The 22,245-nt window shown below is 65.3% G+C and carries 18 protein-coding genes and 1 tRNA gene; 9 read left to right on the top strand and 10 right to left on the bottom strand.

Annotated features, from left to right (window positions below):
- Window position 1 precedes the first annotated feature (1 nt).
- Window positions 2–1,153 (top strand): cellulose synthase complex periplasmic endoglucanase BcsZ, encoded by a 1,152-nt coding sequence (gene bcsZ, locus JYK05_RS18050; protein WP_206468644.1) that lies wholly within the window; start codon window positions 2–4, stop codon window positions 1,151–1,153.
- Window positions 1,147–6,243, top strand: a complete 5,097-nt coding sequence (locus JYK05_RS18055; protein ID WP_206468646.1) for a cellulose synthase subunit BcsC-related outer membrane protein — start codon at window positions 1,147–1,149, stop codon at window positions 6,241–6,243. Before bcsZ ends, JYK05_RS18055 begins: the two co-directional genes overlap by 7 nt.
- Window positions 6,244–6,296: 53 nt before the next feature.
- Here the strand turns inward: JYK05_RS18055 and arsH are convergent, their stop codons facing one another.
- From arsH to JYK05_RS18070, 3 genes are all read right to left on the bottom strand, one after another.
- The gene (gene arsH, locus JYK05_RS18060; RefSeq protein WP_175942074.1) at window positions 6,297–7,061 is read right to left on the bottom strand and encodes an arsenical resistance protein ArsH; all 765 of its coding nucleotides are present in this window, start codon (window positions 7,059–7,061) and stop codon (window positions 6,297–6,299) included.
- A gap of 84 nt (window positions 7,062–7,145) precedes the next feature.
- Window positions 7,146–7,478 (bottom strand): helix-turn-helix transcriptional regulator, encoded by a 333-nt coding sequence (locus tag JYK05_RS18065; protein WP_175942076.1) that lies wholly within the window; start codon window positions 7,476–7,478, stop codon window positions 7,146–7,148.
- 53 nt (window positions 7,479–7,531) lie between these two features.
- On the bottom strand, window positions 7,532–8,035 hold the full coding sequence (locus JYK05_RS18070) for a ribonuclease (RefSeq protein WP_175942466.1): 504 nt from the start codon (window positions 8,033–8,035) through the stop codon (window positions 7,532–7,534).
- A 152-nt stretch (window positions 8,036–8,187) separates the two neighbouring features.
- On the opposite strand from JYK05_RS18070, the gene JYK05_RS18075 reads away from it, so the two are divergent.
- Complete coding sequence (locus JYK05_RS18075; RefSeq protein WP_206468648.1) at window positions 8,188–9,810, top strand: acyl-CoA synthetase; 1,623 nt, start codon at window positions 8,188–8,190, stop codon at window positions 9,808–9,810.
- A 47-nt stretch (window positions 9,811–9,857) separates the two neighbouring features.
- Here JYK05_RS18075 and JYK05_RS18080 read toward each other — a convergent pair whose 3' ends face one another.
- Complete coding sequence (locus JYK05_RS18080; protein WP_206468651.1) at window positions 9,858–10,808, bottom strand: LysR family transcriptional regulator; 951 nt, start codon at window positions 10,806–10,808, stop codon at window positions 9,858–9,860.
- A 102-nt stretch (window positions 10,809–10,910) separates the two neighbouring features.
- Here JYK05_RS18080 and JYK05_RS18085 point away from each other — a divergent pair, with 102 nt between their 5' ends.
- Window positions 10,911–11,663 (top strand): SDR family NAD(P)-dependent oxidoreductase, encoded by a 753-nt coding sequence (locus JYK05_RS18085; protein ID WP_206468653.1) that lies wholly within the window; start codon window positions 10,911–10,913, stop codon window positions 11,661–11,663.
- 54 nt (window positions 11,664–11,717) lie between these two features.
- Here JYK05_RS18085 and JYK05_RS18090 read toward each other — a convergent pair whose 3' ends face one another.
- Window positions 11,718–12,482, bottom strand: a complete 765-nt coding sequence (locus tag JYK05_RS18090) for a hypothetical protein (RefSeq protein ID WP_206468654.1) — start codon at window positions 12,480–12,482, stop codon at window positions 11,718–11,720.
- A 674-nt stretch (window positions 12,483–13,156) separates the two neighbouring features.
- On the opposite strand from JYK05_RS18090, the gene JYK05_RS18095 reads away from it, so the two are divergent.
- The gene (locus tag JYK05_RS18095; RefSeq protein ID WP_206469648.1) at window positions 13,157–13,921 is read left to right on the top strand and encodes a ParA family protein; all 765 of its coding nucleotides are present in this window, start codon (window positions 13,157–13,159) and stop codon (window positions 13,919–13,921) included.
- A gap of 22 nt (window positions 13,922–13,943) precedes the next feature.
- Here JYK05_RS18095 and JYK05_RS18100 read toward each other — a convergent pair whose 3' ends face one another.
- On the bottom strand, window positions 13,944–16,337 hold the full coding sequence (locus JYK05_RS18100) for a bifunctional diguanylate cyclase/phosphodiesterase (RefSeq protein WP_206468655.1): 2,394 nt from the start codon (window positions 16,335–16,337) through the stop codon (window positions 13,944–13,946).
- A 191-nt stretch (window positions 16,338–16,528) separates the two neighbouring features.
- On the opposite strand from JYK05_RS18100, the gene JYK05_RS18105 reads away from it, so the two are divergent.
- Window positions 16,529–16,605: transfer RNA gene (locus tag JYK05_RS18105), tRNA-Val, on the top strand.
- Between the two features lie 88 nt (window positions 16,606–16,693).
- Here the strand turns inward: JYK05_RS18105 and JYK05_RS18110 are convergent.
- Entirely contained in the window at window positions 16,694–16,852 is a 159-nt protein-coding gene (locus JYK05_RS18110; protein WP_347879160.1) for a hypothetical protein, read from the bottom strand.
- A gap of 188 nt (window positions 16,853–17,040) precedes the next feature.
- Window positions 17,041–18,261, bottom strand: a complete 1,221-nt coding sequence (locus JYK05_RS18115; protein WP_206468656.1) for a PepSY domain-containing protein — start codon at window positions 18,259–18,261, stop codon at window positions 17,041–17,043.
- Between the two features lie 216 nt (window positions 18,262–18,477).
- On the opposite strand from JYK05_RS18115, the gene JYK05_RS18120 reads away from it, so the two are divergent.
- The gene (locus tag JYK05_RS18120; RefSeq protein WP_206468657.1) at window positions 18,478–19,389 is read left to right on the top strand and encodes a sterol desaturase family protein; all 912 of its coding nucleotides are present in this window, start codon (window positions 18,478–18,480) and stop codon (window positions 19,387–19,389) included.
- Window positions 19,390–19,449: 60 nt separating this feature from the next.
- Here JYK05_RS18120 and JYK05_RS18125 read toward each other — a convergent pair whose 3' ends face one another.
- Window positions 19,450–19,650: a hypothetical protein gene (locus JYK05_RS18125; RefSeq protein WP_206468658.1), complete on the bottom strand. Its 201-nt coding sequence runs from the start codon at window positions 19,648–19,650 to the stop codon at window positions 19,450–19,452.
- A gap of 307 nt (window positions 19,651–19,957) precedes the next feature.
- On the opposite strand from JYK05_RS18125, the gene JYK05_RS18130 reads away from it, so the two are divergent.
- Window positions 19,958–20,260, top strand: coding sequence for a DUF4148 domain-containing protein (locus JYK05_RS18130; RefSeq protein WP_206468659.1), 303 nt, complete (start codon window positions 19,958–19,960; stop codon window positions 20,258–20,260).
- 44 nt (window positions 20,261–20,304) lie between these two features.
- Here JYK05_RS18130 and JYK05_RS18135 read toward each other — a convergent pair whose 3' ends face one another.
- The gene (locus JYK05_RS18135) at window positions 20,305–21,327 is read right to left on the bottom strand and encodes a chemotaxis protein CheB (RefSeq protein WP_175942097.1); all 1,023 of its coding nucleotides are present in this window, start codon (window positions 21,325–21,327) and stop codon (window positions 20,305–20,307) included.
- A 218-nt stretch (window positions 21,328–21,545) separates the two neighbouring features.
- Between JYK05_RS18135 and JYK05_RS18140 the strand changes: the two genes are divergently transcribed.
- Window positions 21,546–22,232 (top strand): NADPH-dependent FMN reductase, encoded by a 687-nt coding sequence (locus JYK05_RS18140; protein ID WP_175942470.1) that lies wholly within the window; start codon window positions 21,546–21,548, stop codon window positions 22,230–22,232.
- Window positions 22,233–22,245 lie beyond the last annotated feature (13 nt).

A 22,245-nucleotide genomic window follows, 5' to 3' on the forward strand; every position in this document is an offset into this window, starting at 1 on the left:
CATGCGGCTATCGACCGCCACACTCTTCGCCGGCGCGATGCTCGCGGCGGCCGCCCCCGGCGCGCACGCCGCGCAGCAGTGCGACTGGCCCGCGTATCGCCTTTTCGTCGAGCGTGTCGTGCAGGCCGACGGCCGCGTGATCGACCGCTCGACAGACACGCAGCAAACCACCTCCGAAGGCCAGTCGTACGCAATGTTCTTCGCGCTCGTCGCGAACGACCGCGCGACCTTCGACCGCGTGCTCAACTGGACGCGCACGAACCTCTCGGCCAATCAGTTCGACGCGGCGAGCCTGCGCCTACCCGCGTGGCTATGGGGCAAGCGGCAGGACGGCTCGTTCGGCGTGATGGACGCGAACTCGGCTTCGGACTCCGATGTGTGGATCGCCTACGACTTGTTTCAGGCCGGGCGTCTCTGGAAAGAGCCGGCGTACACGAAGCTCGCCTACGCGCTCGCGACGCAGATCGTGAAGCAGGAAGTCGCCGATCTGCCGAACCTCGGTCTCATGTTGTTGCCGGGTCCGCAAGGCTTTCGCACCGGCCAGGTCACGCGTCTGAATCCGAGCTATCTGCCGTTACCGGTCTTGCGCGGCCTCGCGCAGGAGATGCCGGACGGGCCGTGGACGAAGCTCGCGCAGAACGCCGCGAAGATGATCAGGATCACCTCGCCGCGCGGCTACGCGCCGGACTGGGCCGCCTATCAGGCGAGCGGCAACGGCCAGTTCGTCGTCGACCCGAAGAACGGCGATGTCGGCAGCTACGACGCGATTCGCGTCTATCTGTGGGCCGGCATGGCGTCGCCGGGCGATCCGCTCGCGCGTCCGTGGCTCGACGCGCTCGGCGGCATGCGCGCGAGCGTCGCGCAAACGGGATTTCCGCCCGAGAAAGTCTCGACCATGAGCGGCGCGGCGAGCGGCGAAGGCCCGCTCTCGTACTGGGGCGCGCTCGCGCCGTACTTCAAGGCGCTGAACGACGAACGCGGCCTCGGCCTCGCGCGCGCGCGTCTCGAAGCGCTGGCCGCGCCGCCCGTCGCGGGCCGCGAGCCGGTCTATTACGACCGCGTGCTCGGCCTTTTCGGCGGCGGTTTCATCGACGGGCGTTTTCGCTTCGATGACACGGGCCGCCTCGTGCCGACGTGGAGAAGCGCATGCTGATCCCGACTCGCAAACGCGTGATCGCGGCGCTCTTGTGCGCCGCGCCGGCGATGGCCTTGGCGCAGGCCGCGACGACCGATCCGCTCACGGTGCTCATCGATCAGGGCAAGTACTGGCAGTCGCACCGGCGCGGCGACCTCGCGGAACAGGCGTGGCAGAAAGTGCTGCGCGTGAATCCGAAGCAGCCGGACGCGCTCTTCGGCATGGGCATGGTGCTCGCCGATCGCAAGGACGGCAGCGGCGCGCAGCAGTATCTCGCGCAGTTGCGTCAGGTCGCGCCGAACTATCCGAATATCGACGAACTCGGCCGGCGTCTCGGCGAGACCAGTTCGCGCGATCAGACCGTGAACGACGCGCGGCGTCTCGCGCAAAGCGGACAGAGCGCGTCGGCGGTGCAGGAATACAAGCGCGCGATCGACGGCAAGCCCGCGACGCCCGCGTTGCAACTCGAGTACTACCAGGCGCTCGCCGCCACGCCGCAAGGCTGGGACGAAGCGCGCCGCGGCCTCGAACAACTGGCGCGTCAGAATCCGGACGATCCGCGCTATCAGCTCGCGTATGCGCAGCATCTGACGTATCGCGATGCCACGCGGCGCGACGGCATCGCGCGGCTCGCGAAGCTGTCGGGCGACAGCGCGGTCGGCGCGGACGCGAAAAAAAGCTGGCGGCAGGCGCTTCTGTGGCTCGGCGCGCGGGCATCGGATGCGCCGCTTTATCAGGCGTATCTGCAAGCCTCGCCGGACGACGCCGCCGTGCAGGCCCGCTTCGATTCGATGGTGCAGCAGGACAAGGCCGCGCGCGAACGCTCGCAGGCCGACGCCGCCGTCGATGCGCGCGGCCGCACCGTCGCGGAAGGTTTCGCCGCGCTGGATCACGGCGATCTGGCGGCGGCGCGCGCGCGCTTTTCGTCGGTGCTCGCGAGCAATCCTAACGACGCGGATGCGCTTGGCGGCATGGGCGTCGCGGCGCTGAAGCACGAGCGTTTCGCGGAGGCCCGCACGTATCTCGAACGCGCGTCGCGGGCCGGCAACCCGGCGCGCTGGAAAGACGCGCTCACGAGCGCGACGTACTGGACTTATACGAGCGATGCCATCGGCGCGCGCAGCAACGGCCAGATTGCGCAGGCGAAGGCGCTTTTCGAACGCGCCATCGCGATCGATCCGTCCGATGTCACGGCGCAAGTGCTGCTCGGCGAAATGCTGCTCGCCAACGGCGATCCGCGCGGCGCGGAAGCCGCGTATCGCATGGCGCTGCGCCGTCAGGCCGACAATCCGGATGCGATCCGCGGGCTCGTCGGCGCGCTCGCCGCGCAGGGCCGCGGCGACGAGGCGCTCGCCTTCGCCAACAAGCTCAACACGGAGCAGCAGGCGAAAGCCGGCGGCATCAACACGCTGCGCGGCCAGGCGCAGGCCGCGCAGGCGCGCGCCGCCGAAGCACGCGGCGATCTCGGCGCGGCGCGCAGTCTCTTCGAAGACGCGCTGCTCAACATGCCGGACGATCCGTGGCTGCGGCTGGACCTCGCGCGCATCTACGTCCGTCAGGGCGCGGTGGGCAATGCGCGCAGCATGATGGACGGCCTGCTCGCGACGCATCCCGACATGACCGACGCGCTGTACGCGAGCGCGCTCCTTTCCGCCGAAACGCAGGACTGGTCGGCCGGTCTCGCGCAACTGGACCGCGTTCCGCAGGCGAAGCGCACGTCCGCGATGACGGCGTTGCAGCATCGCTTGTGGGTGCATCAGCAGGCGGAACTCGCGACGCGCGCCGCCGCTGCCGGCCAGAACCCGCAGGCGTTCGCGATCCTGCGCCGCGCCGAGCCGGTCGCGTCGGGCAACGCGGAACTCATGGGCGCCATCGCCTCGGCGTATGTGAATGCGGGCGATCCGGCGCGCGCGCTGTCGCTGATTCGCGGCGCGGTCGCCAATGCGCCGAACGATGTCGGCTTGCAACTGCAATACGCGGGCATTCTCTCCGCGACGCATCAGGATGCCGAACTCGGCTCCGTCATGCGGCGTCTTTCCTCGACGCAGCTCACCACGCAGCAGCGTCGCGACTTCGACAATCTGAACGTGGGAATCGTGATCGCGCAGGCGGATGCGGTGCGCAAGCAAGGCGACCTCGCCGCCGCTTACGACGTGATCTCGCCGTGGCTCGCCGCGATGCCCGACAACGCCGACCTGCAGGCGGCGCTCGGCCGCATGTACACCTCGGCGGGCGATGACCGCAACGCGTTGTCGTGTTACCGCGCGGCGCTCTCGCGCCGTCCCGACGACGTGGGTTTGCAGACGGCGGCGATGTCGGCGGCGAGCGGCGTGCGCGATTTCAAGCTGGCCGAATCGCTCGCGAAGCAGGCCTACGAGGCCGCGCCGAACGATCCGGGCGTGCTCGCGGGCATCGGCCGGATGTATCGCGCAGAAGGCAAGCTGGACCTCGCCGCGCAGTTCCTGCAACGCTCGCTCGTCGCCGCGAATACGCCTGCGATGGCGAACGCGTCCGGGCAAAGCAACCGCGTGCCGCGCGACTGGCAAAGCGCAATGCAACGCATCGCTTCGATGCCGCTGCCGGGCACCAATCCGTTCGAAGGCAAGACCGCGGTCGATACGGCCGCGGCGTCGCCTTCATCGTCGAGTGTGAATAATGCGGGCGCGTATCGGCCCGTCACCCTACCGAACAATCAGCAAGCCGTGCCGTCCTATCCGCCACCTAGTCTGCCTGGTGCAGCGCCTTATTCTGTGCCTTATTCCGCTCCCTATTCGGCTCCGTCGATGGCTCCCGGCGCGCCGCGCGCGGCGGCGAGCGGCGGTTACGGCGGTGTGGCGGATGGGACGGGGCAAGCGGGCGGGCGGGCTGTGCGGGGCGGCTATGCTCCCGATGCTTATCGATCGGTGCAGACGGGCGGCTACGGCGGCGCTTCTGACGGCACGGAGCAATCAGGCAGTCGGCGCGAACTTGGCGGCTATGGTGGCGACGCTTTCGGGTCGGCGCAATCGGGCGGTTATGGCGGCGCTGCCGATGCAACGGCGCGAGCCGGCGGTCCGCGCGAGTTCGGCGGCTATGGTGGCGATGCCTATGGGTCGGCGCAATCAGGCAGTCACCTTTCGCCTCGCGCACGAGCCGATGGCGCAGCGCCATCCGTCGCTTACCCCGCGCCGGCTCGTGCCTATAGCTACGGATCGGACAGCTACCGTCCGGCGCAACGCGGCGGTTATGCCGCGCCGCCGGCACCGGCTTACGCCAGCGGCTACGGTCCCGACACGTACGGCGCGGCGCAATCGGGCGCGCCGCTTCAGCCGTATCCCGGACAGGATGCGAACGGTTATCCCGCGCAGGGCTATCAGCCGTATCCGCAACAGCAGCCGTATGCGCAGCAGGCTCCGGCTTACCCGCCGGCATCCGATGGTGACGACAGCTCGCCCTGGCCGATGTCGCCCGCCGCCCGCGATGCGCAAGCCAACGCCTACGCACCGCAACCCGCGGCGAGCGCGCCGGCCGGCAAACGTACGGCAACGCGCAAGAGCGCAGCGCAGAAGGCGCGTTCGGCTGATTCGTATGCGTACGGGCAGCAGGATTATCAACAGCAGCCGTACCAGCAGCAGTCGTATGCGCAGCAAGGGTACGCACAGCAGCCGTACGCGCAGCAACCGTATCCGCAGCAGCCGTATGCACAGCAGCCGTATGCGCAGCAGGCGTATCCGCAGCAGGCCCATACACAGCAGCCGTATCCGCAGCAGCGGTACCCGCAACAACAATACGCGCCGCAGCCCTACATTCCGCAGCCGCCCGCCGGCTACGCGCAGCCCTACTACTCGACGCAGCCGCAAGGCGCGCAGCGCGCGGCGACGGCGGCATCGATGAGTACATCGGGCTTGCCGGCGCCGGCCGCAAATCCTCAAATCGTTGGCGTCGCGGAAGAACTGGCGGCGATCAACCGCGAGCAGGCCAGCACCATCACGGGCGGCGTGCTGTTTCGCAATCGCGATGGCGAGAACGGCCTGTCGAATCTCACCGACATCGAAGCGCCGATCGAAGGCCGCATCAAGGCGGGCAACGGCCATATCGTGCTGCGCGCCACGCCCGTCACGCTCGATGCCGGCACCGCGAGCGGCACCAACAACACGCTCGCGCGATTCGGCGCGGGCGCGAGCAACAATCCGGCAAGCCTGACCAACGACTTCGGCTCGCAGACGGCGACGGGCGTCGGCCTGTCCGTCGGCTATGAAAACCGCAACATCCAGGCCGATGTCGGCACGACGCCGCTCGGGTTTCGCGAAACCAACGTCGTCGGCGGACTGCAATATCAGAACGCCATCACGGACAAGGTGTCGTACTCGCTCGCCATCGCGCGACGCGCCGTCACCGACAGCCTGCTGTCCTACGCCGGCGCGCGCGATGCAGGCGCGGGCCTCGAATGGGGCGGCGTCACTTCGAGCGGCGCGCGCGCCGCGCTCGGCTGGGACGACAGCACGAACGGCGTCTACGTGAACGCGGCGTACCAGTTCCTCGACGGCAAGCACGTCGCAACGAACAACGCGGTGAAGGGCGGCGGCGGCATTTATACGCGTCTCATCAAGGATGCGGATCAGACGCTCACCGTGGGCGCGAACACCACGCTGATGCACTACGACAAGAACCTCTCGTACTTCACGTACGGCCAGGGCGGTTACTTCAGCCCGCAGCAGTACGTGATCCTGAATTTTCCGGTCGAATACATGGGACGGCTCGGGATGTTCAGCTACGACGTGAAGGGATCGATCGGCGTGCAGCATTACCGGCAGGATGCGTCGAACTACTTCCCGACTGACAGCACGCGTCAGTCCGCAGCCGCGAGTTCCCCGCTCAGTCCGGACGCGGGCGCGGTCTACCCGGGGTCGAGCAAGACGGGCGTTTCATACTCGCTCAACGCGACCGGCGAATACCAACTCGCGCCGCAGCTCGCGTTCGGCGCGACGGCATCGTTCGGCAACGCGTATCAGTATCGCGAATGGCTCGCCGCCGTGTATGTGCGCTATAGCTTCACGCGCCAAGGCAGCGTGCAGGCGGTGTTTCCGCCGCAGGCGTTCAGTTCGCCGTATTTGTCGCTGGCGAATTGAGGCGGTGCAGCGACGCGCGGGAGAGCGGTTGACGCGGGTGCTCCCCGCCCCCGCTATTCCACTTCCCCGTCGTCGCTGTCCGCGGTCTTCGCATCGCGCTCATGGCTCATCGCAGCGTTCGCGAGCGTCGCCGCCACGGCCGGCGCTTTCTCCTTCCGCTCGCTATAGCGGTCCGTCAGGTACTCGGAGCGGTCGCGCACGAGCAGCGTGAACTTGTACAGCTCCTCCATCACATCGACGACGCGGTCATAGTACGACGACGGCTTCATGCGCCCGTTCGCATCGAATTCCTGATACGCCTTCGCCACCGACGACTGGTTCGGGATCGTCACCATGCGCATCCAGCGGCCGAGCACGCGCAGCGCGTTGACCGCATTGAACGACTGCGATCCGCCGCAGACCTGCATCACGGCGAGCGTGCGGCCCTGCGTCGGACGAACGCCGCCGAGTTCGAGCGGCAGCCAGTCGATCTGATTCTTGAACACGGCGGTCAGCGTGCCGTGGCGCTCCGGACTGCACCAGACTTGTCCCTCGGACCACTCCGACAGCTTGCGAAGCTCGACGACCTTCGGATGATCGGCCGGAACGCTGTCGGCGATCGGCAGGTCATGTGGATCGAAGACCTTCGTTTCAGCGCCGAAGTGCCGGAGAATGCGCTCGGCTTCGAGCGTCAACAAGCGGCTGTACGACGTGGGACGCAGCGAGCCATAGAGCAGCAGGATGCGCGGCGCGTGCGTCGAGACGGCGCGCGGCGCGAGCTTGTCGATGTCCGGCGTGTCGAGTAAGGGCAGCGTGACGTTGGGTAGATCGGAAGACATCAGCGCGTGCTCCGGCCGTTATAGTTAGTGGTACTCATCTATTTTTCCTCGGTGTGAGCGCTGCGTTCAATTGTGAAGGCCTGTTCATGCCTTGTCGCGCAGACAGGTGAGCGATGCGTGAGGCAAGCAGTCCGCGCCCGCGCAACAGTTCTCGGTGAGAAAGCCGATGAGGCCGTTCATCGCATCGAAATTGGCGGAGTAGAAAATGAATCTGCCCGACTGTCTCGCCTTGACGAGTTCCGCGTGCGACAGGTCCTTCAGATGGAAAGAAAGGCTCGAAGGCGATAAGCCGAGCTGCTGTGCGATGTCACCCGCCGGCAAGCCTTCGGGCCCGGCCGCGACGAGCGCGCGAAAGATCGCAAGCCGCGATTCATGTGCGAGGGCGCTGAGCGCGCGAACAGCGAGATTCGAATCCATGACCGCGATATTAGGCCCTCCGCGCGGTCATTTCAAGATTCCTTGAAATGACATCATTCAGAGATGCGCTTGAAGCTCGCGTAGTAATCGTCGGTGTAATAGCACTCGCTCGTCTGTCTTCGGGCGCCGCCGCATACGATGCGCCGTTGCCCGCGATCCGTCGAACCCGGCGTGCGGACAGTGTAGGCGTGGTAGTAGCCGCGCGGCTGCTGCGGCAACAACCCCGCGCTATTGCGAAACAGGACGCCGTCGTCCCGATACGGAAAAGGGCCGCCCGCCTTGATTAGACGCAGTGTGTCGGCAGCTTCGCCCGGCAACTGCGCCCGGGCGACGGAAGGTAACGCACCGCGCTCTTGCGCGCCCGAAGCGGCCGAGATACCACTGGCCGCGCTCGCCTGCGCCGGCGTTTGACTCGCGGCTGCGCCCGCTTCCTGATTCGCGTCCTTCGAGCCGCTCTTGTTGCATCCGCAAAGCACCGCGCTCAAGGCGAACAAGCAGGGGTAGATCCATGCGCGCTTGACCAAGCCGTTGTCTCCGGTTGACTTGCATTCGACCATCGCGAACGGTTCAAGCATATCGCGAGCGACGAGGGGCATCAATGCGAGGCGCGGATTTGTTTCAGCGCTCATCGTCCTGCGGAATCGTCGCGGCATACGAAGAAATTCGCGATACGCTGGCACAATCGACGAGACAACAAAGGAGCGAGACGATGCTGTCGAAACAAACCAGTTACGAAGCCGCGGTCGATAGCTTTCGCTGGGCCATTCCCGAGCATTACAACATCGGCGTGGACGTCTGCGACAAATGGGCCGCCTCCCGTCCCGACGACACCGCGTTGATCCACGAACATCGCGACGGCAGCATCGAACGGATGACCTTCGCGGAGTTGCGAAGCCAGAGCAATCGCGCCGCCAACTGCTTTCGGGCGCATGGCATCGTGCAAGGCAGCCGGCTCGCGATCCTGATCGCGCAATCGCCGCAGACGGCCATCGCGCATATCGCCGCGTTCAAACTCGGCGCGATCTCGGTGCCGCTCTTCGCGCTCTTCGGCGAGGAAGCGCTCGAGTTTCGCCTGCGCGACAGCGGAGCCAGCGTGCTCGTGACCGATGCCGCGGGCGCGCGAAAGATCGCAGGCATCCGTGACCGCTTGCCCGCGCTGCGCACGGTCTTCGTGACAGGCGCGCAGCCCGAAGCGAGCGGCGCAATCGAAAACTTCGACACGGCGCTCGCCGCGCAGATCGACACATTCGATCCCGTGGCGACAAGAGCCGATGACCCCGCCGTCATCATCTATACGTCCGGCACCACCGGCAAGCCGAAGGGCGCGTTGCATGCGCAGCGCGTGCTGCTCGGCCATTTGCCGGGCGTCGAGATGTCGCATGGCGGGTCGATCAGCCAGACCGACACGTTCTGGACGCCCGCGGACTGGGCATGGATCGGCGGTCTGCTCGATGTTCTTCTGCCTGCGCTGCACCACGGCGCGACCGTTGTCTCGCATCGCTTCGACAAGTTCAGTGCAAGCGCGGCGTTCGATCTGATGAGCCGCCACAACGTGACGCACGTATTCCTGCCGCCGACGGCGCTCAAGATGCTGCGCACCGAAAAGTCGCCGCGCGAGCGATGGAATTTGCGGCTGCGCTCCGTCGCAAGCGGAGGCGAATCCTTAGGCACCGAGCTTCTGACCTGGGGCCGCGAAGCACTCGGCATCACCATCAACGAGTTCTACGGGCAGACCGAATGCAACATGGTCGTCTCCTCATGCGGCAACTGGTTTCCGGCCCGGCCCGGCGCAATCGGACGCGCGGCGCCGGGGCATGACGTGCGCGTGGTGAACGACCACGGCGTCGTGCAGCCGGTGGATGACATCGGCAACATCGCGATCAAAGCGCCGGACCCCGTCATGTTCCTGGGCTACTGGAACAATCCTGCGGCGACAGCCGAGAAATTCGCGGGCGATTACCTGCTCACGGGCGATCTGGGCCGCATGGACAGCGACGGTTTCATCCACTACGTGGGCCGCAACGACGACGTCATCACGAGCGCGGGCTATCGCATCGGGCCGGGACCGATCGAAGATTGCTTGCTGGGGCATCCCGCCGTTCGGCTCGTGGCGGTCGTCGGCGTGCCGGATGCCGAGCGCACCGAGATCGTCAAAGCGTGCGTCGTTCTGAGCGACGGTTTCTCGCCCAGCGACGAACTGACTCGCGATCTGCAGGACCATGTGCGCACGCGTCTCGCGGCGCACGAATATCCACGCTTGATCGAATATCGTGAATCGCTCCCGATGACATCGACCGGAAAGCTCATCCGGCGCGAGTTGAGAAGCAGCTAGCGGTTGACGCGACGAGGACGGCACGATGCATCGGCGTCGGCGCTCCGCTAAGCGCGCCGCTTGCCGCGCGCAGCCGCCTTGGCTTGCGGCGAAAGCCAGGCCGGTTCCGCGAGATGCGCAGCAAGAAAATCGGACAGCGCCGTCACTCTCGCCGGACGCGCCCGCGCCGATGGCGTGACGAAGTACAGCCCACCTCGGGTCAGGTGCCAGTCGGTCAGAATAGCTTCCAGCCGCCCGTCGGCGAGGTATTCGCCTGCGATGAACTCGGGCAGTTCCGCAATGGCGAGTCCATCGAGCAAAGTGGGCAGTAGCGCATCCGAATTCGTGACGCGCAAGGGGCCGACGGGCGTGACCGGTTCCTCGTCGCCGGCGTCGTTCACGAAGCGCCAGACTTCGGTGCCCGCGCGGTAGGCATACGAGAGGCACGGCCGGCCGATCAGGTCGCGCGGATGCGTCGGCCGGCCGAATCGTTCGATGTATTCCGGCGATGCGACGAGCAACTGCGAGACCGCGCACAGCCGCCTTGCGACGAGCGAGGAATCGGGCAACGCGGCGATTCTGAGCGCCGCATCGAAGCCCTGCGCGACGATATCGACCGTCGCATCCGACAAATGCAGGTCCAGCGATATGTCCGGAAACGCGCGCAGGAACTCGGGCAGCAACGGCGCGAGCCAGCGCACGCCGAACGACATGGGCACGGCCACGCGAATGAGCCCGCGCGGCTGCACCGACATCTCTCTCGCGGCGTTCTCGGCCTCCTCGGCTTGCCGATAGATGTCGCCCGCTCTCTCCGCGATGGTGCCGCCGAATTCCGTCAGCGCGAGCTGGCGCGACGTTCGGTTGAAAAGCCGCGCCCCGAGCCGCTCCTCGAGCCTCGCCACGCCGCGCGAGACCGTGGCGACGGACACGCCCATCGCCCGCGCCGCCGCCGCGAACGAGCCCTCCTCGGCCACCTTCGCGAACATCGCCAGCCCTTCGAAATCGGGGAGCTTCGTCATTTCATTCCTGCAATGATGGTTTGCAGGCCAGTCTATTTCGAAACGACGCAGGCGTCGATATTCTCCTCACATCGTTCAACGAAAATGGATAGGGAAAGAATCATGGCACGCAAGCTCGAAGGCAAGATCGCTCTCGTTACCGGCGCAACCAGCGGCATCGGCCTCGCCACCGCCAAACGCTTTGCCGCCGAAGGCGCCCACGTCTATATCACCGGCCGCCGTCAGGCGGAACTCGACGCGGCAGTCGCCGCGATCGACAACGCCACGGGCGTTCGCGTCGATTCGTCGAAGCTGGATCAGCTCGACGCACTGTATGAGCAGATTCGCGGCGAAAAAGGCCGGCTCGACGTGCTGTTCGCCAACGCAGGCGGCGGCTCGATGTTGCCGCTCGGCGAGATCACCGAGGAGCACTATCACGACACATTCGACCGCAACGTGAAGGGCACGCTCTTCACGGTGCAGAAGGCGCTGCCGTTGTTGTCGAAGGGCGCATCGGTGATTCTGACCGGCTCGACCGCAGGCACCGAAGGCACGGCGGCATTCAGCGTCTATTCGGCGTCGAAGGCGGCGATCCGCAACTTCGCCCGCAGCTGGATTCTCGACCTGAAGGACCGCGGTATCCGCGTGAACACCATCAGCCCCGGCGCGACGAAGACGCCCGGCCTCGTCGACCTCGCGGGTCCGGATGCCGCGCAGCAGCAAGGCTTGCTGGACTATCTGGCGTCGCGCATCCCGATGGGCCGCGTCGGTGACCCGAACGAAATCGCTGCGGCTGCGCTCTTCCTCGCGTCGGACGATGCGAGCTTCGTCAACGGCGCCGAACTCTTCGTCGACGGCGGACAGGCGCAAGTGTGAGTGTGAGCGAGCGCGACGGGGCCGCCGTCGCGCTTCGCTCTCCACGAGTCGCTATCACTTCTCCAGCGCGTGAAGCAGCCGCGTCAGGTTCTGCGGCTGGATGCGTATGATCCCGCCACGAGGACTGTCGATGTCGGCAATCAACGTGAGGGACAAGGAAATGGTCACGGGAAGAATCGTCATGAGCAGCACCGTGCGGCGCTTGCCTTTCGCGCCATAGCCCTGAACGGCGCATCCGAGAAGCGCGATCAGGATCATCAGGACCCATACGCCTAGCGGAATATGATTGATTCTGGCGGCTTCCGAATAGTCTTGCGAGTTGAGCGCGTCGTTCATGCCCGCCACCACGAGCGACCCGATAGGCGTCGGCTGAGCCTTCGCGACCTGCGCTGCCAGTTGCCACAACTCGGACTGAACCGCCGCCGTTTCGGCATCGAGGCGGCTGCGCGCGTCGCGGTCACGCGTCTGGAATTCGGTCAGGCGCAAGCGTGCATAACGGATTAATGCAGCCCTCATCATGGCGCCGATATGCGGATCGGCCAAATCGGCTCGCACGTATTCAGTGCCGATCGCATTCGCCTCGGCTTCTTCGAGCGTCTTTCGCTGGTCATAGCGGCTGACCGCCATCGACATACTGAAACCGATGAGCAAGGCCAATAAAGTGAGCGTCGCGCCCTGTACGATATTGAAATCATCGCGTTCATCTTCGCGCAGCGGCGCAATGCGGCGAAGAACGAATACACCCAACGCGATCGAGACGATAAATACGGCCAGCAAAACGACAAAGAGTATTGCGGGGTGATCGACGAGTGACGCCATGCAATCTCTCCGTTCGGTCTTTATCGTGTCACTCGACATCGCGTGAATATCGCTTGAAAGCTAGTTATAGGCGTGAATTCGCGTGCATGCCAGAAGACGCTCGCGGAGAACGGCGCCCTTTCCATGGTTTGGAGTTCGCGTATCGCGAACAGCGCGCGACGCTTGCGGCGCAGCCGAAACGGCGGCGTTAATCAGCGTCTACAGTCGAACGACCGCATCGCCTGATGAATGAACAAACGCCGGCGTCGCCTCAGGCAATCTGGCGACACCGGCGCATGGAGGCTAATGCCACTTCGCGTTCTTATGACGCCTGCGGCCGACGGCGTCCCATAGCTTCCTGGCTTGCTTTTGCACGGAGCCTGAATGATCCTCGTGATGAGGCTCCGCGTCTCCGGCGTGACCGACCGTGACGCCCCGCCTGGCGCGCCTGAACAGTTCGACGAATTTCATCGCGACCTCCTTTCGCGGCAAAGACACCGCAAATAAAGTGTACTCGGCTGCGAATGGCTTTGAAATGCGTGAACACGCGGTATCGGCCGACCGTGACTTCAAGTCAAAAAGAGCGATGCGCTACTATCACGCGTGGCGCATGACGTTGCGCCTCACGCTCGCGCATGCAGCGCACGATGCTGTCCTTTCACGAACGCCCGTACACATTCAGGGGAAGCCAGTCGATGCGACGTGTCGTCTTCAATCAAAAGGGTGGCGTAGGCAAGTCCACTATCGTCTGTAATCTGGCGGCGATCAGCGCCTCGCGCGGTTTGCGCACGCTCGTCGTCGATCTGGATCCGCAAGGCAACGCGAGCCAGTATCTGCTCGGCGCCGCGGCGCACGACGCGCATCCGAATCTCGCGAGCTTCTTCGAATCGGCGCTGAGTTACAGCTTTCGCGAGCCCGCGTTCGACTCGTTCATTCATGCGACGCCGTTCGAGAATCTGGATATCGTGCCGTCGCATCCCAGTCTCGACACGCTGCAAAGCAAGCTGGAATCGCGCTACAAGATTTACAAGCTGCGCGACGCGCTCAAGGGTCTCTCGAATTACGACGCCGTTTATATCGACACGCCGCCCGCGCTCAATTTCTTCACGCGCTCGGCGCTGATTGCGGTCGAACGCTGTCTCGTTCCGTTCGATTGCGACGACTTCTCGCGTCGCGCGCTGTATTCCGTGCTGGAAAACGTGCAGGAAATCCGCCACGACCACAATCCCGATCTGAAGGTCGAAGGCATCGTCATTAACCAGTTTCAGCCGCGCGCCAGTCTGCCGCAAAAGCTCGTCGATGAACTGCGCGCCGAAGATCTGCCCGTGCTCGCGTCGCACATTTCGTCGTCGGTGAAGATTCGCGAGAGCCATCAGCACGCGCGGCCGATGATCTACCTCGAACCGCGCCACAAGCTCGCGCAGGAATACGTCGCGCTGCACGACGAACTGAACGGCTGACGCGCAAGCGGCAGCCGCAGGCTCACGCGGTATGCGGCACCGCCCCGGCGTCTTGCGTGACGACCGATGCAACATTGCCTTCCGCACCGCTTCCCACGATAGAGAGCCCAAAAACCTGCTCGGGCGCGACGGGCTTGCTCAACAGATAGCCCTGCACGAAATCGCATTGCGCGTCGCGCAGCAGCCGCAACTGCGGCGGATACTCCACGCCCTCGGCGGTCGCGGTCAGGCCGAGCGCATGCGAAAGCTGAATGATGCCGCGCACGATCTTGTGAATGGCGAAGTCGCTCTCCAGCCGCGCGATGAACGAGCGGTCGATCTTGAGCGTATCGGGCGAGAAATCCGCGAGGTAACGCAAGCTCGAATAGCCGGTCCCGAAATCGTCGATGGCGATGCGCACGCCCAGTTCCTTCAGCGCCCGCAGCGTGCGTTGCGCGAGCTCGGGATTCTCCATTAATGCGCTCTCGGTCAGTTCGAGCTGGAGACTCGACGCCGGCAGCCCGTGCCGTCGCAGCGCGGTATTGACGACATCGACGATCGCCGCGTCGCGCAACTGACGCGCGGACACGTTGACCGACACGCCGAGCCCCTGCGCGCCGCTTTGGCGCCATTGCGCAAGCTGCCGCAACGCCTCGTCCATCACCCACGCGCCGACCTCGTTGATAAAGCCGCTTTCTTCGAGGATTGGAATGAACACGTCGGGCGGCACGAGCCCGTGCGCGGGATGCCGCCAGCGGATCAGCGCCTCGACGCTGCACATTTCGAGCGAATGTGGCTGATAAATCGGCTGGTAATGCAGCACGAACTGCTTGGCGGCGAGCGCAGCGGGCACGTCGCGCTCCAGCCTGAAATCGACGATCCGCCCCGTCGCGACCTGATCGGCGAACCGGAAACCGTTGCGCCCGGCTTTCTTGGCCGCATACATCGCAATGTCGGCGCTCGTCAGCAGCGTCTCGTGGTCCGCGCCGTTCTCCGGGAACACCGAAATGCCGATGGATGCCGTGACGAAGGTGCCCGCGGGCGTCGGCTCGCCCGTCTGCCGCAACGCGCCGAGAATGCTTTTCGCGATGCCGGCGAGATGATCCTTGTCTTGCGCGTCGTCGATCAGCACGGCGAACTCGTCGCCGCCGAGCCGCGCGAGGAAAGCGCCCGCCGGCAGCGACGCCTGAATGTCCTCGCTCAGCGATTTCAGCAGCCGGTCGGCCGCCGTATGACCGAGCGTATCGTTGAGCACCTTGAAGCGGTCCAGATCCACGAACATCAACGCGAAGCTCGTGTCCTGCCGGCAACGCTCCTCGATGCCGCGCACCAGCGCGGCGCGGTTGGCGAGCCCGGTAAGCGAATCGGTGTAGGCGAGCCGATCCAGTTCGACGAGCCGCTCCTGCTCCGCCGTAACGTCCTCCGTCACGCCGATCACGCGCGCGACTTTGCCGGCTGCGTCGAGAATCGGATACGCGGTGCTCTGAACCCAGCGGATCGCGCCGCCGTTCGCGCGAATGCGGTACTGCGTGCGCCCACCGACCGATGTCTCGGCGATCCGCTGCATCGCCGCCTGAACAATCGGCCGGTCCTCGGGCAGCACGACGTCCATCCAGGCTTCCGGGCGCTCGCGCAGCGTCGACGCCGAGAGGCCGAACACGGACGCGCAGCCCGCGCTGATGTGATGGAAATAGCTGAAGTCCGCGCTGTACGAGTAGAAACAAAGCCCGATATGCGCTTCCATTTCGGACATGAGGGCTTCTTTCGCCCGCAAGTCAGCGGCGAGTTCGGCTTCCTTCGTCACGTCGAGCGACGCGCACAGCACGCCGTAGATGCCCCCGCCGCTCCTTTCGACCGGTATGAGCCGCGATTGCCAGACCTTCGGCTCGCCGGCGGTCGTCGGGCACGTCCCCGTGAACGATGTCCGCGATCCTTGCAGCGCGCCTTCGAAGGCGTCGCGCGCGGCGATTGCCTCGCTGCCGCTCCAGAAGTCGAGCCAATCGGCGCCGGCCAATTGATCCGGGCCGGCCGCGCGCATGAGTTCGGCGCCGTACTCGGAGATGCGGAGCAGGCGGCCATTCGGGTCGAGCAGCTTCAGACATTCGCGATTGGCATCGAGCAGCGCCTTGACGAGCGCCACGGTCGCGTCATGGCGCGCGGTCGTGCCGAGCGCGCGGCGCAAGGCGAGCGTGCCGACGACGACGGCGGCCACCGCCCCGACGCACATCGCGCCGAGCGCCGAGACGGACGCAAGCGACAGATGGACGAGCGCATACGCGCCCACGGCCGCAAGAAGAGGCGCGACGGCGTCACGCCAGGAGACGCCCGCGTGCTTCGCGCAGGCATGCAGGAAGAACGACAGGAAACCCTGGTTCTGCGCGGAGCCTTGGTTCGTTCGCGGCGCGCCGGTGGAGCCAGGGGCAGTTTGATGAGACATTGGCGTCACGAAGCGAGGGCGTGAATGTACGAGCGACTGACGAGGCCGCGATAGAGAGGACTTAGCTCTTGTTTACGTCTGGCCGCGAAAATGCTTTAGCGCGGTGCGCTCCGCTCGTCTTCGGGGCGAGAAGATTTCGAACCGCCGGGCTTGTGCATCGCGGCGAGGGTCTCTATAATGCGCGGCTCCACAGGCTCGTAGCTCAGCTGGTTAGAGCACCACCTTGACATGGTGGGGGTCGTTGGTTCGAGTCCAATCGAGCCTACCAACGCATCTGCATCAAACAAAAACGCCGCGTTCATCGCGGCGTTTTTGTTTTCTCGCTTCGTTTGATCATTCATCCGTCAATCGAAACGCTAGTCCCACATGTTCCGGAACGCCACGGCGGCAATCACGGGCACCGTGAGCACGAGCGGAATCGCGAAGTACGGCACTTCCAGATCCACCGTCCAGCTATAAACCAGCCAGCCGACGCCGAGCACGAGCGTGGCAATCCCGACCAGTGCAGACAGCACATTGAGCGATCGCTTTGACAGGCGCCTGCGAGGCGCTTCCTTACTCGAAGTCGGTTCCATGATTCACAGGCTGCTATGCGCGCGAGGCGGGTACTTCTGATTTTATACCGTCCACGGTCGCGCGGCGGTGGCACCGAACGGCTCCGAAGGGTTGGAGCCGGGACGAGGCTTGCCCGCCGCAACGGACATCAAGAAGCGGCCGACTGCCCGCGCCCTGCCCGCGCGTTGGCTGCGGCGGAATGGCGGCGCGCCGCGCGCTTGCGCATCCAGATGATGAGGCCCGTGGCGCTCAACACCGCCACCGCGATCCCGACCGCGCTGATCGCGATGCGTCCCGCCACGCCGATGATGCGCCCCGAATGCAGCGGAAACTGCGCCTGCATGAAGATGTCGCCTGCAGAGCCGCGCCCCGGTATCGACGAGCCCGCGAGCGTGCCTGTGGTGCCGTTGTAGTAGAGCCAGGCGTTGCCGAGCCCGCCGTCGCCGTGGTCCTGTCCCGGCGCGAAGAAGCCGACGCCGTACGCTTCGAGCGTCGGCACGTAGTACAGCGCGCCCATCGGCGCGGCGATGTGCTCGCGCTTCGCGTCGCTCGCAGCGGCGGCCAGAATCTGCTCGCGCGTCGCGGGGGCGCGTCCCGCCGGACCCGCACGCACGAGCGCGGTGTTTTTGGCGAACGACGGCGAGAGCGTCGAGAACAGCGAGACCACCGGACGAACGACAGGATCGCTCAGATTCATCGAAACGGACGTGAGCGCGACCATCACGAGCAGCGCCCAGATCCACACGCCGCCGGAGCGATGCAGGTCGAACGTCAGCGCGTATCCGCCGCGCCTGAAACGAAACGCGAGCGACTTGCGCCACGCCTTCACGCTCGGAAACGACAGCACGAGCGCAATGCCGCTATCGAAGAACCACACGATGCCGACGATGCCGAGCAGCCACGTGCCGATATCGAAGCCGCCCACGACCGGCAAATGCAGCGTGTAGTGCAGCTTGTAGAGGAACGGCATCAGGTCGATGCGCGCCAGCGACACCGCGCCCCACATCCGTCGCCCTTGCACCGCGCCCGTCGCGGGATCGACGGCGATCTGGTTGAAATCGATGGCATACGGCGCAGCGGTCGACGGATTCGTGCGCGGCACGACCATCAGCTGCGCCGTGCGGCCCGGCTCGACGCCGAGCGGCAGATACGTCACCTGAATGCGCGGATCGGCGGCCTCCACGCGCCGAGCCAGTTCGAGCGGCGCAAGCGGCGCGGCCCGAGTTTGCGCATGGAAGAAGGCGGGGTTGAGCCAAGCGTCGATTTCGTGATCCCACGCGATGATGGCGCCGGTCAACCCCGAGACGAACAGAAACAGCGCGGTCGCCACGCCGAACCAGCGATGCAGCCGCACGAGCACGCGCCTCATGCGGACGGCGCCTCGATAACGGATGAGCGTGTGGCTTCGGGCATGGCTCGCGCGTGAGTAAATAGGAATTGTTCGCAATTGTAGCGGCGATGTGATGGCCGGGCAAGCCTTCAACGTCACGACAGCGCATGACATCTCGCGACACAAGTTGCGCGTGGTTTTTAACGAGGTCCATCGCTACAGTGCGCACATGCCTAACCACTCACGGCGTAAATCATGGAAGCGATCGGAAAGTTATCGGTGTATGTGCTCGTCATCGTGCTTGCGGCGTCGATGATCGAAGCAGTCTGGCTGAGCCGCAAACACAAGGGCACCGACAAGGCCTTCGCCTGGCACGAGGTGTGGATCTCGCTCGCCGATCTGGTCGGCCGCAAGCTGCTCGCCTTCGTGCCGCTCTCGCTCGCCACGCCGTTCTTCGCGTTCGCGTGGCAGCACCGCATTCACACGGTCACGAGCAACACGCCGCTGACCGTCTTCCTGCTCTTCATCGGCATGGAGTTCTGCTATTACTGGTATCACCGCGCGTCGCACACGGTGCGCTTCTTTTGGGCGACGCATGCGGTCCATCATTCGCCGAACCAGTTGACGCTTTCATCGGCGTATCGGCTCGGCTGGACCTCGAAGATCACCGGCGCAGCGCTGTTCTTCACGCCGCTCGTGTGGTTCGGCCTCAAGCCGGAAGTGGTGCTCGCCGCGCTCTCGATCAACCTGCTCTACCAGTTCTGGCTGCACGCCACCTGGATCCCGAAGCTCGGCTGGCTGGAATATGTGTTCAACACGCCGTCTGCGCACCGCGTGCATCATGCATCGAACGCGGCGTATCTCGATGCGAACTTCGGAGGCGTGCTGGTCATCTTCGACCGGCTGTTCGGCACGTATGTCGAGGAACGCGCCGACGAGCCGTGCCGCTACGGCCTCACGACGCCCACCACGTCGCGCAATCCGGTCGTCGTTCAGATGGAGCACTGGGTGAGCCTCACGAAAGACGTATTTCACGCGAAGAGCATCTCTCAGGCGATCGGCTTTCTGCTTCGCCCGCCCGGCTGGCGTCCCGACGGCGAAGGGGAGACGACCGAAGCATTGCAGAAGCGCGCGAGAGGCGCCGGCAAGGCGATAGAGGCATCCTGAGTAAGCGACGCTATAGAAGCACGAAGGCGAATCCACGGCGCGCCTTCGTGCTTCGTGCAATCAGAACGTGACGGTCTGATTAATGACTTGCTGGCCGTTCACCGTGATGACGGACGTGGCCGTGCCGGTCTGCGTGCTGGTGCCGCCGGACGGCAGCGTCGAGCCCCCGGCCGGGCAGGTTGCGCCGCTGCCGCCGGTGGTTTTTGCGGCGCCGCCGGCAAGCTGTGCGTGAGCGAGTGCGTCGCGGTCGATTGTGTACATGTTGGCTATCCTCTTTCGATTGAGATGCACCGGTCACCGTGCGCAGGACGCGAGCGATTTCGCGTGTGCCGATTGCGCGGAGCCGGTGAATGTCATCATATGTCGGCGGAGGTCTTGCGCGCTTCGTCAAACGTCCTAATTATATTTTCCGAAAGGCATCGATTAGTCGAGCACACACTCGTATGAGCGCGATCGCTGACTTCGGGCATGGTTCGCGGCCTGCATCGGGCAGAAGACGCGTTAGGGTCGCACCCAGAGGCATCCGCTTTGCTCCGCCTGCCAGCACACTTGATGAAGGACGACCGCCATGAAACTCCTGCCGATGCTTCCCGCACTTGCCTGCCTGCTCGCGAGCTGCGCCGCCAGCGGCCCGCGGACCAACGCCGCGCATCTGAGTCCGACGCAATGCCGCGACCTCGCCGCGCTTCGGAGCAATGCGCCTCCGACCCGCCAGCGCAACGCAAGCGAACTGACGGCGTTGAGGCAAGCGGGCTACGACCCGTCGAGATGGTACGACCCGTACTATCCGGAGGATCTGCAAGCGGCGCAGCGTCAGGTGGATGCCTGGTTCCGGGCGGACTGCCAGACGAACCCGCAGCAAGCCGAATGACCTGCATCCAGCGATGGCCGAACGCAAGCGCACAGCCGCCGCGATCACCCGGCTGGCGCATGCCCGAGCGAATCGGGGTCCAGCACGAGTTGACGCAGCGGCGCGAGGCGCTTCTCGGCTTCGTCGGCCTGCTCGCGATACGCGGCCGCGTCGAGCGCGGAGCCGGCCCGTTCAGCGAGATCGGCCATCTGGCGCAGCAGCATGATTCTCTCTTCGATCGCGCGCAGCGTGGTCCATAAGCCGCCGTCGATGGCTTCGTCGATTTCTGCGATCAGCGTCTGGATCGAGAACGCGTGGCCGGTGTGGCATCTGAATCTGACGATCGGTCCTTCTTCTATCTGCATGAGCACGCCGTTGCAGTCCGGACATGTGTATCGCGAAATGTTGCCGAGCTTCATGAAACTCGCCTCCCCGCCATCTCCGGTCTCCGAAATTTTGTTCTCGATGGCAGCGTACGCGCGCGCGGACACGCGATGCGTCGGGCTGCCAGCGGGCGTAACCACCGTACTCAGGATCTTGTCCGCCAGTGCGTCGAGGTCGCCGACGAAATCCACCTCGACGTGCGCGATCGCGCTTTCCGGCATCGACGGATGGTCGGCTGTCAGCGGGTCCTGCACGAACGCCAGTCCGCCGTGGTCCTTGACCGCCCAGAGTCCGGCCGTGCCGTCGTCGAGCGCGCCGGTCAGTATCACGCCGATCACGCGCTCGCCGTATGTCACCGCCGCCGAGCGGAACAGCACGTCCACGGCCGGGCGCGCGCGACATTCCTTCGGGCCGCGCGTGATTCGGACGCCCTCTTTCGAGAGCATGAGATGCCGGTCCGTGGTCGCGACGAAGACCGTGCCGTGCGCGAGAGGCGCGTTGTCGGTCGCCGCGACGACCCGCAGGTTCGTCGTGCGCGCCAGAATGGTGTGCAGCGCGCTCGGTCCGTAGGGCGAGATGTGCATGACGATGAGGAGCGTCGCCGGCAACTGTGCCGGCAGACGGGCGAGCAGTCCGCCGAGCGCAGGCACGCCGCCCGCGGACGCCCCGATGACCACGATGTCCCGCTGAATTCGCGCGTCCATTGTTGTCCCCTGTGACAGGATCGGCGGCCGTCGCGGTTGCGACGAGACGTCGACCATTACGTCCATTCGGTACAGTCTACGCGCTTACGCCGCGCGGCCCGCATCCCGCGCGCGGCAACCGCTCGCCCAGCGCTCGAGAACAGCGCACCGAGCCTCGCACAACCGTGCATATCCTTAGCGAAAATGATGCGTTCCAGAGCGCCCGACCACTGGCTATGATGATCGGTCCGACGGTTCGCACCGTTCACATTGAAGGAGCATTGAACTTGACCCGAACCGAAACATCGCGCCGTCCGCTCGTGGTCGGAATCGGCGGCACGACGCGGCCTGCGTCATCGACAGAACGCGCGCTCGCTTTCGCGCTCAAGGGCGCGCAAGAATCCGGCGCGAGCGTGCAGTTGTTCGGCGGCGCGTTCCTGCATAGCTTGCCGCACTATGCGCCCGAATCGCGCGTGCTCACCGACGAGCAGCACGAACTCATCGAAGCCGTGCGCGCCGCCGATGCGCTCGTCATCGCCACGCCCGGCTATCACGGCGGCATTTCGGGTCTCGTGAAGAACGCGCTCGATACGCTCGAAGAACTGCGCTCCGACGAGCGTCCGTATCTCGACGGCCGCGCGGTCGGCAGCATCGTCACCGCGTATGGCTGGCAGGCGGCGGGCACCGTGCTGACGTCGTTGCGCTCCATCGTGCATGCGCTGCGCGGCTGGCCGACGCCGTTCGGCGCGGCGGTCAACACGCTTGAGACGCGTTTCGAATCGGCCGATACCTGCTCGGACCCGAAGGTCGTCGCGCAGCTTCGCACGGTCGGTCAGCAGGCCGCGAGTTTCGCGCACGCGTTCGGCGCGCATCGGCCGGACGCATGGCATGTCGTGGAGAACAAGGTGGCGGTGGCGCAGAGCTAGCGCCACGCTGGGA

Source organism: Caballeronia sp. M1242, from assembly GCF_017220215.1.
Taxonomy (GTDB): domain Bacteria; phylum Pseudomonadota; class Gammaproteobacteria; order Burkholderiales; family Burkholderiaceae; genus Caballeronia.